This is a genomic window from Klebsiella sp. A52 (assembly GCF_018388785.1).
GTDB lineage: Bacteria > Pseudomonadota > Gammaproteobacteria > Enterobacterales > Enterobacteriaceae > Klebsiella > Klebsiella aerogenes.
This window is the reverse complement of record NZ_CP074437.1, coordinates 1174740-1187642: the sequence shown is the minus strand read 5'-3', so window position 1 is coordinate 1187642 and position 12903 is coordinate 1174740. Positions and strand designations below refer to the sequence as shown.

13 protein-coding genes are annotated in these 12903 nt (G+C 55.7%); 7 read left to right on the top strand and 6 right to left on the bottom strand.

Annotated elements, in window-relative coordinates; genetic code table 11:
* Positions 1–226 precede the first annotated feature (226 nt).
* From fdhE to fdnG, 4 genes are read right to left on the bottom strand one after another with little or no spacing between them, the layout of a single operon-like run.
* Positions 227–1156, bottom strand: coding sequence for a formate dehydrogenase accessory protein FdhE (gene fdhE / locus KGA69_RS05495; RefSeq protein WP_015368963.1), 930 nt, complete (start codon positions 1154–1156; stop codon positions 227–229).
* A gap of 5 nt (positions 1157–1161) precedes the next feature.
* Positions 1162–1788, bottom strand: coding sequence for a formate dehydrogenase cytochrome b556 subunit (gene fdoI, locus KGA69_RS05490; protein ID WP_015368962.1), 627 nt, complete (start codon positions 1786–1788; stop codon positions 1162–1164).
* A complete protein-coding gene (gene fdxH, locus KGA69_RS05485; protein WP_015368961.1) occupies positions 1785–2687 on the bottom strand; it encodes a formate dehydrogenase subunit beta in 903 nt (300 codons plus the stop codon). The genes fdoI and fdxH overlap by 4 nt, the downstream gene beginning before the upstream one ends.
* A 12-nt stretch (positions 2688–2699) precedes the next feature.
* Complete coding sequence (gene fdnG / locus KGA69_RS05480) at positions 2700–5750, bottom strand: formate dehydrogenase-N subunit alpha (protein ID WP_113771572.1); 3051 nt, start codon at positions 5748–5750, stop codon at positions 2700–2702.
* Positions 5751–5907: 157 nt separating this feature from the next.
* On the opposite strand from fdnG, the gene fdhD reads away from it, so the two are divergent.
* Together fdhD and KGA69_RS05470 are read left to right on the top strand one after the other, a co-directional pair.
* The gene (gene fdhD, locus KGA69_RS05475; protein WP_045395330.1) at positions 5908–6744 is read left to right on the top strand and encodes a formate dehydrogenase accessory sulfurtransferase FdhD; all 837 of its coding nucleotides are present in this window, start codon (positions 5908–5910) and stop codon (positions 6742–6744) included.
* A 128-nt stretch (positions 6745–6872) separates the two neighbouring features.
* Positions 6873–7085, top strand: coding sequence for a YdgH/BhsA/McbA-like domain containing protein (locus KGA69_RS05470; RefSeq protein WP_045395271.1), 213 nt, complete (start codon positions 6873–6875; stop codon positions 7083–7085).
* 44 nt (positions 7086–7129) lie between these two features.
* Here the strand turns inward: KGA69_RS05470 and KGA69_RS05465 are convergent, their stop codons facing one another.
* Together KGA69_RS05465 and KGA69_RS05460 are read right to left on the bottom strand one after the other, a co-directional pair.
* Positions 7130–7453: an AzlD domain-containing protein gene (locus tag KGA69_RS05465; RefSeq protein WP_015368956.1), complete on the bottom strand. Its 324-nt coding sequence runs from the start codon at positions 7451–7453 to the stop codon at positions 7130–7132.
* Positions 7453–8112, bottom strand: coding sequence for an AzlC family ABC transporter permease (locus KGA69_RS05460; protein WP_045395274.1), 660 nt, complete (start codon positions 8110–8112; stop codon positions 7453–7455). Before KGA69_RS05460 ends, KGA69_RS05465 begins: the two co-directional genes overlap by 1 nt.
* A gap of 100 nt (positions 8113–8212) precedes the next feature.
* Between KGA69_RS05460 and KGA69_RS05455 the strand changes: the two genes are divergently transcribed.
* From KGA69_RS05455 to KGA69_RS05435, 5 genes are all read left to right on the top strand, one after another.
* A complete protein-coding gene (locus tag KGA69_RS05455; protein WP_015368954.1) occupies positions 8213–8761 on the top strand; it encodes a helix-turn-helix domain-containing protein in 549 nt (182 codons plus the stop codon).
* A gap of 200 nt (positions 8762–8961) precedes the next feature.
* The gene (locus KGA69_RS05450) at positions 8962–10173 is read left to right on the top strand and encodes a PfkB family carbohydrate kinase (RefSeq protein WP_032712973.1); all 1212 of its coding nucleotides are present in this window, start codon (positions 8962–8964) and stop codon (positions 10171–10173) included.
* A gap of 15 nt (positions 10174–10188) precedes the next feature.
* A complete protein-coding gene (locus KGA69_RS05445; protein WP_045395277.1) occupies positions 10189–11112 on the top strand; it encodes a dihydrodipicolinate synthase family protein in 924 nt (307 codons plus the stop codon).
* 13 nt (positions 11113–11125) lie between these two features.
* Positions 11126–11617, top strand: coding sequence for a NanQ anomerase/TabA/YiaL family protein (locus KGA69_RS05440; RefSeq protein WP_213292891.1), 492 nt, complete (start codon positions 11126–11128; stop codon positions 11615–11617).
* Positions 11614–12885, top strand: a complete 1272-nt coding sequence (locus tag KGA69_RS05435; RefSeq protein WP_015368950.1) for an MFS transporter — start codon at positions 11614–11616, stop codon at positions 12883–12885. The genes KGA69_RS05440 and KGA69_RS05435 overlap by 4 nt, the downstream gene beginning before the upstream one ends.
* Positions 12886–12903: the final 18 nt, after the last annotated feature.

Genomic DNA, 12903 nt, shown 5'->3' with positions numbered 1-12903 from the left:
ATATCCAGTGTTATAGCCTGGTTTTTGCGAAAAAGATATACCGAATAAAGCCGCGATCGCATTGTGGAAAGCGGCTCGCAAAAGCGTATTTCTCAGCAAAGATCTGCTTCTTCTGTTGAACAATATCTGGAGAAGCAGGATCGGGATAAGGAGAGCATTTCCGGCGTGGTCACGCCGTATGAATGATAACGAGCGACCTGAGTCGCCCGTTACAGGAGCGCAGAACTTACTCCCCTTCGCCGGGGAACATGAACGGGTTAATTGAGCTTCTGGCGAAGCCTTCCTGTTCCATGCGAGCATCGAGTACCAGCGAGGCTAAATCGTCGGCAACGGCTTCGACTTTCGGGTCTTTCTCCTGATACATAATCTTCAGGTAGCTCCCGCAGTCGCCGCAGCTTTCGGCTTTCACCGCCGCCTGCTCGTTATCCAGCGACCAGTAGTGCAGGTCGCGGCTCTGTTCGCAGTTGCTGCATTTTACGCGCACCACATGCCATTCGGTTTCACACAAGTTGCAGTGCAGATAGCGCAGCCCCTGAGTGGTGCCGATTTGCACGATGCTGGAGACCGGCATCGAGCCGCAAACCGGGCAGAACTGGCGATGCTCGCCGTATTCGGCGCGCGCTTTCCCCGGGATCAGGCTGGCCATTTGCGCCCAGTACAGCGACAGCGCGGCCCAGATAAACGGCGCTTTGTCGCTGCTGACCGAGGCGAAATCGGAAGCAAACAGCGCGCTGGCCATCTCTTCCAGTTCCGGCCCAGAAGCTTTTTCCAGGTTCTCGATAACCGACAGCGCCGGGCCGCTCATCTCCGGTTTCAGCTCGGCGATCAGCGAATGCAGCAGCTTGTGCCAGTGTTTATCACGCGGCAATACGTGAATATCCAGCGGCGGCTTGCCCTGATCGTTGGCCTCTTTAATGCGGGCAGTCAGATCCATCTGCAACGGATGGTCGTACAGCACCACTTCCTGCGCATGAGCGATCAGCGCGGCAAAGCGCAGGTAATCGCCCAGCGGGTTATTGGCGGCCAGCTCGCGCAGGCGCTCCGCGCGGCGGTTATACAGATTCTTCAGTCTGGGGAACAGTAGCGGCGGAATTGCTTCCGCCGTGCGTTTCTCGCTCGAACCCAGCTCGTCTTGCGGGATTATGCGAATACTCATGCAGTCTATTTTTCCTGTTTCTGGCGGACTTCACGGTACCAGCGCGGGTGATGTTTCTTCGCCCACGTTTTGGTAACCCAGCCTTCCACCATCGCGGTAATGGTGCCTTTCACCCAGAGGGCGGCGTAGATATGCACCATGATAACCACAATTAACGCGACTGCGGCAAAAGAATGCAGCATCAGCGCGAATCGGATCACCGGGATTGAGAATGCAGGCGCAAAGTACGGACGCCAGATGATCACACCGCTTACCAGCAGCAGCACCAGGAAAATAATTGCCGCCCAGAATACGCATTTCTGGCCGAAGTTATAACGCCCGGTATCGCCTACCTCCTCGTTGACGACGATCTTACGAATATTCTTCGCCCAAAAGATATCATCCCGATTGATTAGGTTATGGTGCCAGTAACGGAAAAACATGATGATAAACGACGCGAACATCACCACCCCGACGAACGGGTGGAGAATACGCGCCAGCTGCGGCGTACCGAGAATATGCATCAGCCAGTTAAACGACGGGAAGAAAAAGCCTAACCCGCTTACCGCCGCCAGAATAAAGCAGAAGGCGGTTATCCAGTGGTTGATGCGTTCCGGCGCCGTGTAGCGCACGATGGTGTCACGTTTTCTCATTTGCGCACCTCGTCTTTCTCTTCATGCAGGTTGTCTTCTTCCTCATCTGCGCGGTTTGGACCGACGCCGACGTAGTGGAAGATGCTGGCTGCGAAGGTCGCAGCAAAGCCGACCGCCGCCAGCGGTTTCCAGATACCTTTCCAGAATTTCACCGTTTGGCTGATTTCCGGATTCTCCGGCAGACCGTGGTACAGATTCGGTTTATCGGCATGGTGCAACACGTACATCACGTGGGTGCCGCCGACGCCAGCCGGATCGTACAGGCCCGCCTTGTCGTAACCGCGGGTTTTCAGCTCTGCGACGCGCTCGCCGGCCAGCGTTTTCATATCCTCTTTCGAACCAAAGTGGATAGCGCCGGTCGGACAGGTTTTCACGCAGGCCGGTTCCTGGCCGACGGTCACGCGGTCTACGCACAGCGTACATTTGTAGACGCGGTTGTCTTCCGGGTTCAGGCGCGGTACATCGAACGGGCAACCTGCGATGCAGTAGCCGCAGCCGATACACTGCTCAGACTGGAAGTCGACGATGCCGTTAGCGTACTGAATGATCGCGCCTTCTGACGGACAGGCCTTCAGGCAGCCCGGGTCAGCGCAGTGCATGCAGCCATCTTTACGAATAAGCCATTCCAGCTTGTCGTTTTGTTCCACTTCCGAGAAGCGCATGACCGTCCATGACTTGGCGGTCAGGTCCGCCGGGTTGTCATACACCCCGACGTTGTTACCCACTTCGTCACGAAGGTCGTTCCATTCGGAACAGGCCACCTGGCAGGCTTTACAGCCGATGCAGGTGGTAACGTCGATAAGCTTCGCCACTTCCTGCTGGTGGTCCCGCGCCTGAGGCGCGGGAGTGAAACCGTTAGTCGCGGAACGACGAATAATATCTTGCGATTGATAAGCCATAAGTCGTCTCCGTTACACCTTTTCCACGTTCACGAGGAAGGCCTTAAACTCCGGCGTCTGCGTGTTGGCGTCGCCGACGAACGGCGTCAGCGTATTGGCGATAAAGCCTTTTTTCGCCACGCCTTCGTAGCCCCAGTGAATAGGAATACCGATGGTATCCACCTCTTTACCATGAACCTGCAGCGTACGAATACGCTTGGTCACCACCGCCTTGGCTTTGATATAGCCGCGGTTAGAGGAGACCTTCACGGTATCGCCGTGGCCGATGCCGAGCTTATTCGCCAGTTTTTCGCCGATCTCCACAAACTGTTCCGGCTGCGCGATGGCGTTAAGCAGCGCGTGTTTGGTCCAGTAGTGGAAGTGTTCGGTCAGGCGGTAAGTGGTGCCGACGTACGGGAACTTCTCGGCCTTGCCCATCTGCTCGAGATCGCCTTTAAAGACGCGAGCGGCCGGGTTCGAGACCACGTTTGGATGCAGCGGGTTAGTCCCCAGCGGCGTTTCAAACGGTTCGTAGTGTTCCGGGAACGGCCCTTCAGCCATCTTATCGATAGCGAACAGACGCCCCATCCCTTCAGGCTGCATGATAAACGGACCGACGTCGCTACCAGGGGCGGCGGCGCTGTAATCCGGAATATCCACACCGCCCCATTTCGCACCGTCCCATTTCAGCAACTGACGCTTCGGATCCCACGGTTTACCCTGCGGATCCGCGGAGGCGCGGTTATACAGAATGCGGCGGTTCAGCGGCCATGCCCAGGCCCAGCCCAGCGTATTGCCGAGGCCTGACGGGTCGGCGTTATCGCGGCGCGCCATCTGGTTGCCTTCCGGCGTCCAGCTACCGGCGAAGATCCAGCAGCCGCTGGAAGTCGTGCCGTCATCGCGTAGCTGTGCGAAGGAGCTCAACTGCTGCCCTTTCTTAACGATTACCGCGCCGGTTGCCGGATCGGTAATATCCGCCAGCGCTTTACCGTTGCTTTCCATCGCCACTTCTTCAGATGCCGGCTCGTGCGGCGTGGAGTAGTTCCACGTCATGTTGAGCACCGGCTCCGGCGTCGGGCCGCCTTCTTCGGCATACATCTTACGCAGACGCGAGAAGATACCGGCGAGGATTTCGCCATCGGTCACGGCGATCCCCGGGGCGTCCGCGCCTTTCCAGTGCCACTGCAGCCAGCGGCCGGAGTTGACGATAGAACCGTTTTCTTCGGCGAAGCAGGTGGACGGCAGACGGAATACTTCGGTCTGGATTTTTGACGGGTCAACATCGTTGGACTCACCGTGGTTTTGCCAGAAGGTGGACGTTTCGGTGTTGAGCGGGTCGATGGTTACAAGGAACTTCAGCTTCGACAGGGAAGCCACTACCTTGTTTTTGTTCGGGAACGAGGCGACCGGGTTAAAGCCCTGGCAAATATAGCCATTCACTTTGCCCTGATTCATCATCTCGAAATACTGCAGAACGTCGTAGCTCTTATCCCACTTCGGCAACCAGTCAAAGCCCCAGCTATTCTCGGCCGTAGCTTTATCGCCGAAGAAGGCTTTCATCATGGAGACGAAGAACTTCGGATAGTTGCCCCAGTAGTTCACCTGGTCTTTCAACAGCGGTTTCGGCGTGTTGGCGCTCAGGTAGGTCTGCAGGTCGGCCTGTTTTTCATTAGGCAGCGACATGTATCCCGGCAGGCTGGTTGAGAGCAGGCCGAGGTCGGTCAGACCCTGGATGTTGGAGTGACCGCGCAGGGCATTGACGCCGCCGCCTGCCATCCCCATGTTGCCAAGCAGCAGCTGGATCATCGCCATGGTGCGAATGTTCTGCGCGCCGATGGAGTGCTGGGTCCAGCCGAGGGCATACAGGAACGACGCGGTTTTATCGTGCGCGCTGGTTTCTGCAATATATTCGCAAACTTTAAGGAAATCGGCCTTCGGCGTACCACAGATGTTTTCAACCACATCCGGCGTATAGCGGGAAACGTGCTGTTTTAGCAGATTCCAGACGCAGCGTGGATGCTGTAGCGTGGTATCGCGTTTGGCGAAGCCGTTTTCATCCAGCTCGTAGTTCCAGCTGGTTTTGTCATACTGGCGTTTTTCGGCATCGTAGCCGCTGAACAGACCATCATCAAAGCTGTAGTCCTCACGCACGATCAGGCTGGCGTTGGTATAGGCTTCGGTGTATTCACGGTTGAATTTTTCGTTATTCAGCAGGTACAGGATGACGCCCGACAGGAAGGTTATGTCGGTACCGGAACGAATCGGGGTATAGAAATCAGCCACCGACGCCGTACGCGTAAAGCGCGGATCGATAACGATGAGCTTGGCGCCGTTATGAATTTTGGCTTCCATCGCCCAGCGGAACCCCACCGGATGCGCTTCTGCGGCGTTACCGCCCATCACCACGATCAGGTTGGCGTTTTTAATATCAACCCAGTGGTTGGTCATCGCACCGCGACCAAATGTTGGAGCAAGACTTGCTACCGTTGGTCCGTGTCAGACACGCGCCTGGTTATCCACCGCCAGCATCCCGAGGGCGCGGGTGAATTTCTGCGTTAAATAGCCGGTTTCGTTACTGGAAGCGGAGGCGCACAGCATACCGGTGGTCAGCCAACGGTTAACGGTGGTGCCGGCGCTGTTTTGGGCGATAAAGTTGGCGTCACGGTCCTCTTTCATCAGCTTCGCGATGCGATCGAACGCTTCATCCCAGCTGATTTGTTGCCATTTATCAGAACCTGGCGCACGATATTCCGGGAATTTCAGGCGGCTTTCAGAATGGATAAAGTCCACCAGACCGGCCCCTTTCGGGCAGAGCGCACCACGGTTTACCGGATGGTCCGGATCGCCTTCGATATGAAAAATGGATGCTTTGGCGTTTTTCGCACCGTCGCCGAGGCTATACATCAATAGCCCGCAGCCAACGGAACAGTACGTACAGGTGTTGCGGGTTTCGCGAGTACGCAGCAGTTTGTACTGCCGGGTTTCCGCGAGCGCAGTAGCCGGGGCAAAGCCCAGCGCTGCTGCCGTCGTGCCTGCCATACCGCCAGCGCAGATCTTAAAGAACTGCCTTCTGCTGACCTGCATGGTTCGCTCCTTGTTTCGACATTGTCACATGTAGTTATTTACTTTGCGGTGAAGGCCGCAAAGGTTCAGAATTGAGTTAATTTCCCTCGGTCCTGGAGGGATATAAAAACAGAATACCACATTGTGTGTATGCCTGTTCCAATACGGTTAAATGAAAGTGAATAAGAACCTTCCTGAACAAATCAAAAATGTGACAGATGTCACAGGTTATCGCCAGATTACCCTCTGGAAACGCGAGGATTTACAACATCCTCAGCCAGACGAGGTAGCTGAAGAGGTACCCGTCGCTCTGGTCTATAACGGCATCTCGCACGTTGTCATGATGGCGACGCCACGTGACCTGGAACATTTCGCCGTCGGTTTTTCCCTGTCGGAAGGGATTATTCAAAGTCGACAAGAGATCTACGGGATGGACGTGGTGCAGGCCTGTAACGGGGTAGAAGTGCAAATCGAACTCTCCAGCCGCCGGTTTATGGGGCTGAAAGAGCGCCGCCGGGCGCTCGCCGGGCGTACCGGCTGTGGAGTATGTGGCGTCGAGCAGCTAAATGATATCGGTAAGCCCGTCGAGCCGCTGCCCTTTAGCCAGACCTTTGCGCTCTCTCATCTCGATCGCGCGCTCAAACAGTTAAATGAGGTTCAGCCTATCGGCCGTCTGACCGGCTGTACGCACGCCGCCGCGTGGGTGCGCCCTGATGGCGAACTGGCGGGCGGGCATGAAGATGTAGGCCGTCACGTTGCGCTGGATAAACTGCTGGGGCGCCGTAGTGAAGAAGGAGAGGGCTGGCAGCAGGGCGCGGCCTTAGTCTCCAGCCGCGCCAGTTATGAGATGGTACAGAAGGCCGCAATGTGTGGGGTGGAAATTCTGTTTGCCGTTTCCGCGGCGACGACCCTGGCGGTTGAAGTCGCCGAGCGTTGTAATCTGACGCTGGTGGGCTTCTGCAGGCCAGGCAGAGCGACGATTTATACTCATCCGCAGCGCCTGATTGCAGGTTAATTGTTGGTCAGTTTTTTTGAAAGATGACAGCAAATCCTTCCGCTTTTAGTTACGGGATGTGAAGACTATTATTTATCACATCAAGGCACGGCGCCTTATCCAAACAACTAAATGAAAGGGTTTATATCATGAAAAGCATCAAAACTTTTGTCGCTGTTATCGCTCTGGCCGCTTCTTTCGGTTCTTTCGCCGCGCAATCTGTGACCGCCACCGCTTCCACCATGGACGCCGCGGAAGCGAAAATCGCCGCTCAGGCGCAGGCTGCCGGCGCATCTTCTTACACCATTACCGAAGCATTTAGCGGTAACCGCGTGCATATGACCGCTGAGCTGAATAAATAAGCTGGCAACCCACTACCGTCGAAAGAGCGCCTCAGGGCGCTTTTTTAGTTTATACCCGCCAGGCGTAGCAACGCCGTCACCACCGCCGCGGCGATAATCACCACGATAAGCGGCATCTTGCGCCAGGCAAGGAAGACGGCAAAACCGACGCCCAGTACCCGCGCCATGCCGGAAAAATGCTCGCCTTCATAAAAAGTGGTCGCCAGCGCCACGGAAAATAGCAACACCGTCGCGGCATCAGAAAGCAGCGCCTGCGAGCGCTCGGAAAACGCTAAACGACTGCCAAGCTTTGCCCCACCCAAACGCATCAGATATGTGCCGATCGACAGAATCGCGATCCCGGCGATAAACAGCGTCATATTGCCCATTATTTTTTCCTCGCCAGTAAGCCAAACAATGAGAGCAGAACCGGTAATCCAACCGGCGCGAAGGGCACGGCGGCCAGCGAAATAACCGCGCCGCTGCAGGCACGAATCAGTGTGGTACGTTTTTTAAAAGCTGGTACCACCAGCGCCAGCAGGATAGCCGGGAATACCGCATCCAGGCCGATGGTTTCCGGTGCGGGTAATAATTTACCGACGCCGGCGCCCAGCAGGGTACCGAGCGGCCAGATGAGCGCCACGCCCAGCCCGCAGAGCCAGTAGGCGGCTTTACGCTGCTCCGGGGTTTTCTGCGACAGGCCGAACACCACGCTCTCATCATTCATAATATGGCAGCCGAGCAGGCTGGCGGCGCGGGCGCCGACCAGATCGCGCACGGTGACGCCAAAAGGAACGTGGCGGGCGTTCACCAGTAAACCTGCCGCCGCCGCGGCGAGCGGGTTACCGCCGCTGGCGACAATACCGATAAACATAAACTCAGAGGCGCCGGCCAGCACCGTAATGGAAAGGACAAACGGCACCCACAGTGGAAAACCGTAGGCCATCGCTAATGAACCGTAAGACATGCCAACCACGCCGACCGCCAGGCATACCAGAATGATTGCTTTAATGGTGTCTCCACTGAGACAGGAAAATTTGTAACGCATACGCTTTAGCCATATCGAACGAATTTCCATTATAATGAACGCAACAGAATGGTTTTTCAAGACGAACGATTCGTTCGATATAAAATACGAGGAGCGGTGTATGACACAGCCCATCAGCGTAATTGCTAAAAGCCTGACGCGCGAGCGCTCGCGCACCGGGCTCTCACTGGCGGAGGTGGCGCGCCGCGCCGGGATAGCCAAATCGACCCTGTCACAGCTGGAATCCGGCAATGGCAACCCTAGCCTGGAAACATTATGGGCGCTGTGCGTGGCGCTGGACATTCCCTTCGCCCGCTTACTGGAGCCGCAGGCCAACCAGACCCAGGTGATTCGCCGCGGCGAAGGCACCAAAGTGGTTGCTGAGCAGGCCAACTATCAGGCCATTTTGCTGGCGGCTTGTCCCCCCGGCGCGCGTCGCGACATCTATCTGCTGTTGACGCAGCCCGGCGCCGATCGGATCTCGCACCCGCACCCGCCCGGGTCGGTCGAACATATTATTATCACTCAGGGGCGCGCGCGCGTTGGTCTTACCGAAGCGCCGGAAGAGCTGGGAGAAGGGGATTACATCTGCTACCCGGCCGATCGGGAACACCTCTTTCAGGCGCTGGAGCCGGATACCCAGGCGCTGCTGGTGGCAGAGCAAAATTAGTCAGAATCTGCGCATTTTATTCTGATGCGCAGAAGATTATTTCATTTCCCATTAATGATTGAGTGAATTATTTATTCACTCAATTTCTTCATTGTTTTTCCATTTTTGTTTCCTTCCGTTTTGCCTGAAAACATGGGATTGATGTCACTCTTCCTTCCGGAAGGGGTTCGTATACTTAATTCGTGACATTGGGGCCTATTATGTTTTTAGAAGAACGTAGAAAGCATATCCTGAAATATTTAAACGATCATGAGCGTGGTTTTGTTAATTATTTTGCTGCTTATTTTAGTGTTTCAAAAGAAACCATTCGCAGTGATTTAAATATTCTTGCAGAAATGGGGTTGGTGCAACGTTGTTATGGCGGAGCGATTATTTCCCGGCACAATTTAAAGGCTGAACTTATTTCTGAAACCGGTGATAGTTTCGGCGTGCTGCTGCAGCCGATTAACCATCGGAAACCTACGGCGAGCGGTCAGCAGAAAGGAAAATCGATGAACGGCAAAGTGTGTGTATTCGGCTCATTTAATGTGGATATCGTGGCTCGAGTGGAGCGTTTTCCGCGCGGCGGAGAATCGCTACTGGCGCTCGCCAGCAGCCTTGGGCCCGGTGGCAAGGGGGCGAATCAGGCGACGGCGGCCAGTAAAGCCGGCGCGCAGGTCCATTTTGTCGCTAAGGTGGGCAAGGATCAGTTTAGTCACCTGGCGGCCGATCATCTCACTCGTTCAGAAATACACTCCTATACGCTTTATCAATCTGAGAGCGAACCTACCGGCAATGCCATTATTTATGTTTCGCAGGAAAATGGCGAAAATATGATTGCTATTTACTCTGGCGCCAATACTACAATAACGCATAATGAGATTGAGGCGATTATTCCAGAGTTGTCCGCCTCCGACGTTTTACTTGTTCAGCTTGAGAATAATTTTGACGCCACCCATTCGCTAATAAAGATCGCCAGGGAACTCGGTAAGACAGTCATTCTCAATCCGGCGCCATACTCGGCGGAAATAATCAAAAGCATCCCTTATATCGATGTGATTACACCGAATGAAACCGAGGCTTCATTATTATCCGGTATCGACATTCACGATGTTGATACTGCCAAAGAAGCCGCGCTGCGCATCGCTGAATTAGGTGTAAAGAAAGTTCTGATTACCATGGGGTCGCGCGGAGCGCTGCTGCTGGATAATCGCCAGTTTAGCCAAATTCGCGCCTTTCCGGCGGTCACCGTCGATACCACCGGCGCTGGCGATGCGTTTAATGGCGCGCTCGCCGCCTCGCTGGCTGCCGGCAACACCCTGGTTCAGGCCGCGACCTGGGCCTCTGCTTTCGCCTCTCTGGCCGTCGAGCTGGAGGGGGCTTCCAACATGCCTGACTTTGCGCAGGCAAGTGCCCGACTCCGTACCCTCTAATCCAGGAAAAATAAGATGAAAACGATTAACGGTGTTGTACCCGTCATGCTGACCCCTTTTACCGCTGACGACCAGATTGATTATCCGGCGCTGGCGAAGCTGATTGATTGGTATCTGGCAAAGGGCGTGGATGCGCTTTTTGCCGTCTGCCAGTCCAGCGAAATGCAATATCTCAGCCTACAGGAGCGTGTCGAGCTGGCGCGTTTCGTGGTGCAACGCGTGGCGGGACGCATTCCAGTCATTGCCTCGGGCCATATCAGCGATGATCTGGCGGCGCAAAAAGAGGAGTTGCTGGCAATGGCGCAGACCGGCATTGATGCGCTGGTGCTGGTCACTAATCATCTCGATCCGCGTAATGAGGGCAGTGAAGTCTTTTTCGCTACCCTGCAATCGCTGTTAGCGGCTTTGCCTTCTTCCATGCCGCTGGGGCTGTACGAGTGCCCGGCGCCGTATCGCCGCCTGCTTAGCGACGACGAGTTCGCCTGGTGCGCCAACAGTGGTCGTTTCGTGGTGCTGAAAGATGTGAGCTGCGATCTGCCAACCGTTGAGCGCCGCGTGCGTCTGGCGCAGGGAACCCCGCTGAAGGTCATTAACGCCAATGCCGCGATCGCCTGGCCGGCGATGCTGGCGGGCGCCGAAGGTTTCAGCGGCGTGTTCACCAACTTCCATCCCGAACTGTACGGCTGGCTGTGGCGGGAAGGCAAAAATCAGCGGGCGCTGGCCGATGAACTGGCGATATTTCTGTCGCTGGGTGCGGTAACCGAAACGCTGGGCTACCCGAAAAACGCCAAAATTTACCATCAACGGCTGGGGACCTTCGACAGCGATGCCTGCCGGGTTAATAAAGACGATGTGCTGAGCAAATTCTGGGGGCTGACGGTGATCCTCGACCAGATCCGCGCCGGGACTGAACTGTGGCAGCAGCGGATCGCCAGCTAAGGGAGGGATCGTTATGATCGTATCGAGTCTGCAGGCGTGGTCTGCGCAACATGCCGCGTTTCATCCGGCGATCCGCCAGGCGCTGGCGTTTATCGCCAGCCAGGATTTCCAGCGCTTCGCGCCGGGGAAAATCGACCTGATCCCGGGGAAACTTTTCTGCCTGCTACAGGAGATGGAGAGCGTGCCTTTCGCGCAGGCGCGGCCGGAGTCGCACAAGCAGTTCATTGATATTCAGTATCTGATTTTCGGCGAGGAGCGGATGGGTGTCAGCCGCGCTGAAAGCGGCAGTCATTGCGTTACCGAGGATCGGACGCCGCAGCAGGACATCCTGTTCTGGCAGGTTGAAGAAGAGGAGACGCAGATAACCCTGAAGCCTGGCATGTTCGCCATTTTCTTTCCACAGGACATCCATCGTCCGTGCTGCCATCCGCGCGATGGCGAGCGGCAACATATCCGTAAAGCAGTGATGAAAATCGATCGCGCCTTGCTGGAGGAGGGTTTATGAGTTCGCTTAATCAAACGGCGGCTGAAGCGATTGCGGCGCCGAAACTCTCGCGTCGACGTTGGGGCATTATTTTAATCCTGCTGCTGGCCGCGGTGGTCAATTACCTCGATCGCGCCAACCTGAGTATCGCGAACACCACCATCGCCAGGGAGTTTGGCTTCTCTGGTACTGAAATGGGGCTGTTATTGTCAGCGTTTCTCTGGCCCTATGCGCTGGCGAATTTACCCGCCGGCTGGCTGGTAGACCGCTTTGGCGCGAAGAAAATGTTCAGCGGCGCGCTGGGGTTATGGTCAGCGGTGACGTTCTTAATGGGCTTCGTGAACACCTATAGCTTCTTCTATGGTTTGCGCATGCTGCTGGGCGTGGCGGAGTCACCGTTCTTCACTTCCGGTATCAAGATCACCCAGAGCTGGTTCTCGGAGAAAGAGCGCGGGCTGCCGACATCGATTATCAATACCGGTTCGCAAATCGCCAATGCGATAGCGCCGCCGGTGCTGACTATTTTGCTGTTATGGATCGGCTGGCGCGGCATGTTCATGGTTGTCGGCCTGCTCGGACTGCCATTGTTGCTGGCGTGGCTTAAATTTTATCGCGACCCGGACGCGCGCGAGGCGATGCTGATAAACACCGGCAAAGTCATGCGTCCCGAAGGTGAGCAGCCGAAGGTCAGCTGGGGCGAACTGTTTCGCCGGAAAACCACGTGGTTCATGATTGCCGGTAACTTCTGCATCATGTTTACCATTTGGGTTTATCTGACATGGCTGCCGGGATATCTGGAAACCTCGCTGGGCTTTAGCCTCAAACAGACCGGTTTTATCGCCTCTATTCCTTTCTTTGCCGGTATTATCGGCGTGCTGTGTGGCGGGATGCTTTCTGACAGACTGGTGCGTAAAGGGATGAACGCCGTTACCGCGCGTAAAGTGCCGATTGTGGCGGGAGCCGCGCTGGCGGCCTGCTTCGTGATGCCGATTCCGTTTGTTGATAATAGCGGCGTTGCGATCGCCCTGCTGACGCTGGGCTACTTCTGTTCACAAATGCCTTCCGGCGTGATCTGGACGTTAGCGACCGATATGGCGCCAAAAGAACAGGTCGCCTCATTGGGTGCTATCCAGAACTTTGGCGGCTTTCTCGGCGCGGCGCTGGCGCCGATTATCACCGGCATTATTCTTGATGCTACCGGGCACTTTACCAACGTATTTATTCTCGGTGGAATACTGCTATTTATGGGCGCCTGCTGCTACGGTTTCTTTGTGCGCAAAAATGCCTAATCCCTCTGGTAGCAAAAA

What these genes read in the sequence shown, in the direction of transcription:
- fdhE (WP_015368963.1), bottom strand. Translation starts at nt 1,156, where the DNA reads ATGAGTATTCGCATAATCCCGCAAGACGAGCTGGGTTCGAGCGAGAAA.
- fdoI (WP_015368962.1), bottom strand. Translation starts at nt 1,788, where the DNA reads ATGAGAAAACGTGACACCATCGTGCGCTACACGGCGCCGGAACGCATC.
- fdxH (WP_015368961.1), bottom strand. Translation starts at nt 2,687, where the DNA reads ATGGCTTATCAATCGCAAGATATTATTCGTCGTTCCGCGACTAACGGT.
- KGA69_RS05470 (WP_045395271.1), top strand. Translation starts at nt 6,873, where the DNA reads ATGAAAAGCATCAAAACTTTTGTCGCTGTTATCGCTCTGGCCGCTTCT.
- KGA69_RS05465 (WP_015368956.1), bottom strand. Translation starts at nt 7,453, where the DNA reads ATGGGCAATATGACGCTGTTTATCGCCGGGATCGCGATTCTGTCGATC.
- KGA69_RS05460 (WP_045395274.1), bottom strand. Translation starts at nt 8,112, where the DNA reads ATGCGTTACAAATTTTCCTGTCTCAGTGGAGACACCATTAAAGCAATC.
- KGA69_RS05455 (WP_015368954.1), top strand. Translation starts at nt 8,213, where the DNA reads ATGACACAGCCCATCAGCGTAATTGCTAAAAGCCTGACGCGCGAGCGC.
- KGA69_RS05450 (WP_032712973.1), top strand. Translation starts at nt 8,962, where the DNA reads ATGTTTTTAGAAGAACGTAGAAAGCATATCCTGAAATATTTAAACGAT.
- KGA69_RS05445 (WP_045395277.1), top strand. Translation starts at nt 10,189, where the DNA reads ATGAAAACGATTAACGGTGTTGTACCCGTCATGCTGACCCCTTTTACC.
- KGA69_RS05440 (WP_213292891.1), top strand. Translation starts at nt 11,126, where the DNA reads ATGATCGTATCGAGTCTGCAGGCGTGGTCTGCGCAACATGCCGCGTTT.
- KGA69_RS05435 (WP_015368950.1), top strand. Translation starts at nt 11,614, where the DNA reads ATGAGTTCGCTTAATCAAACGGCGGCTGAAGCGATTGCGGCGCCGAAA.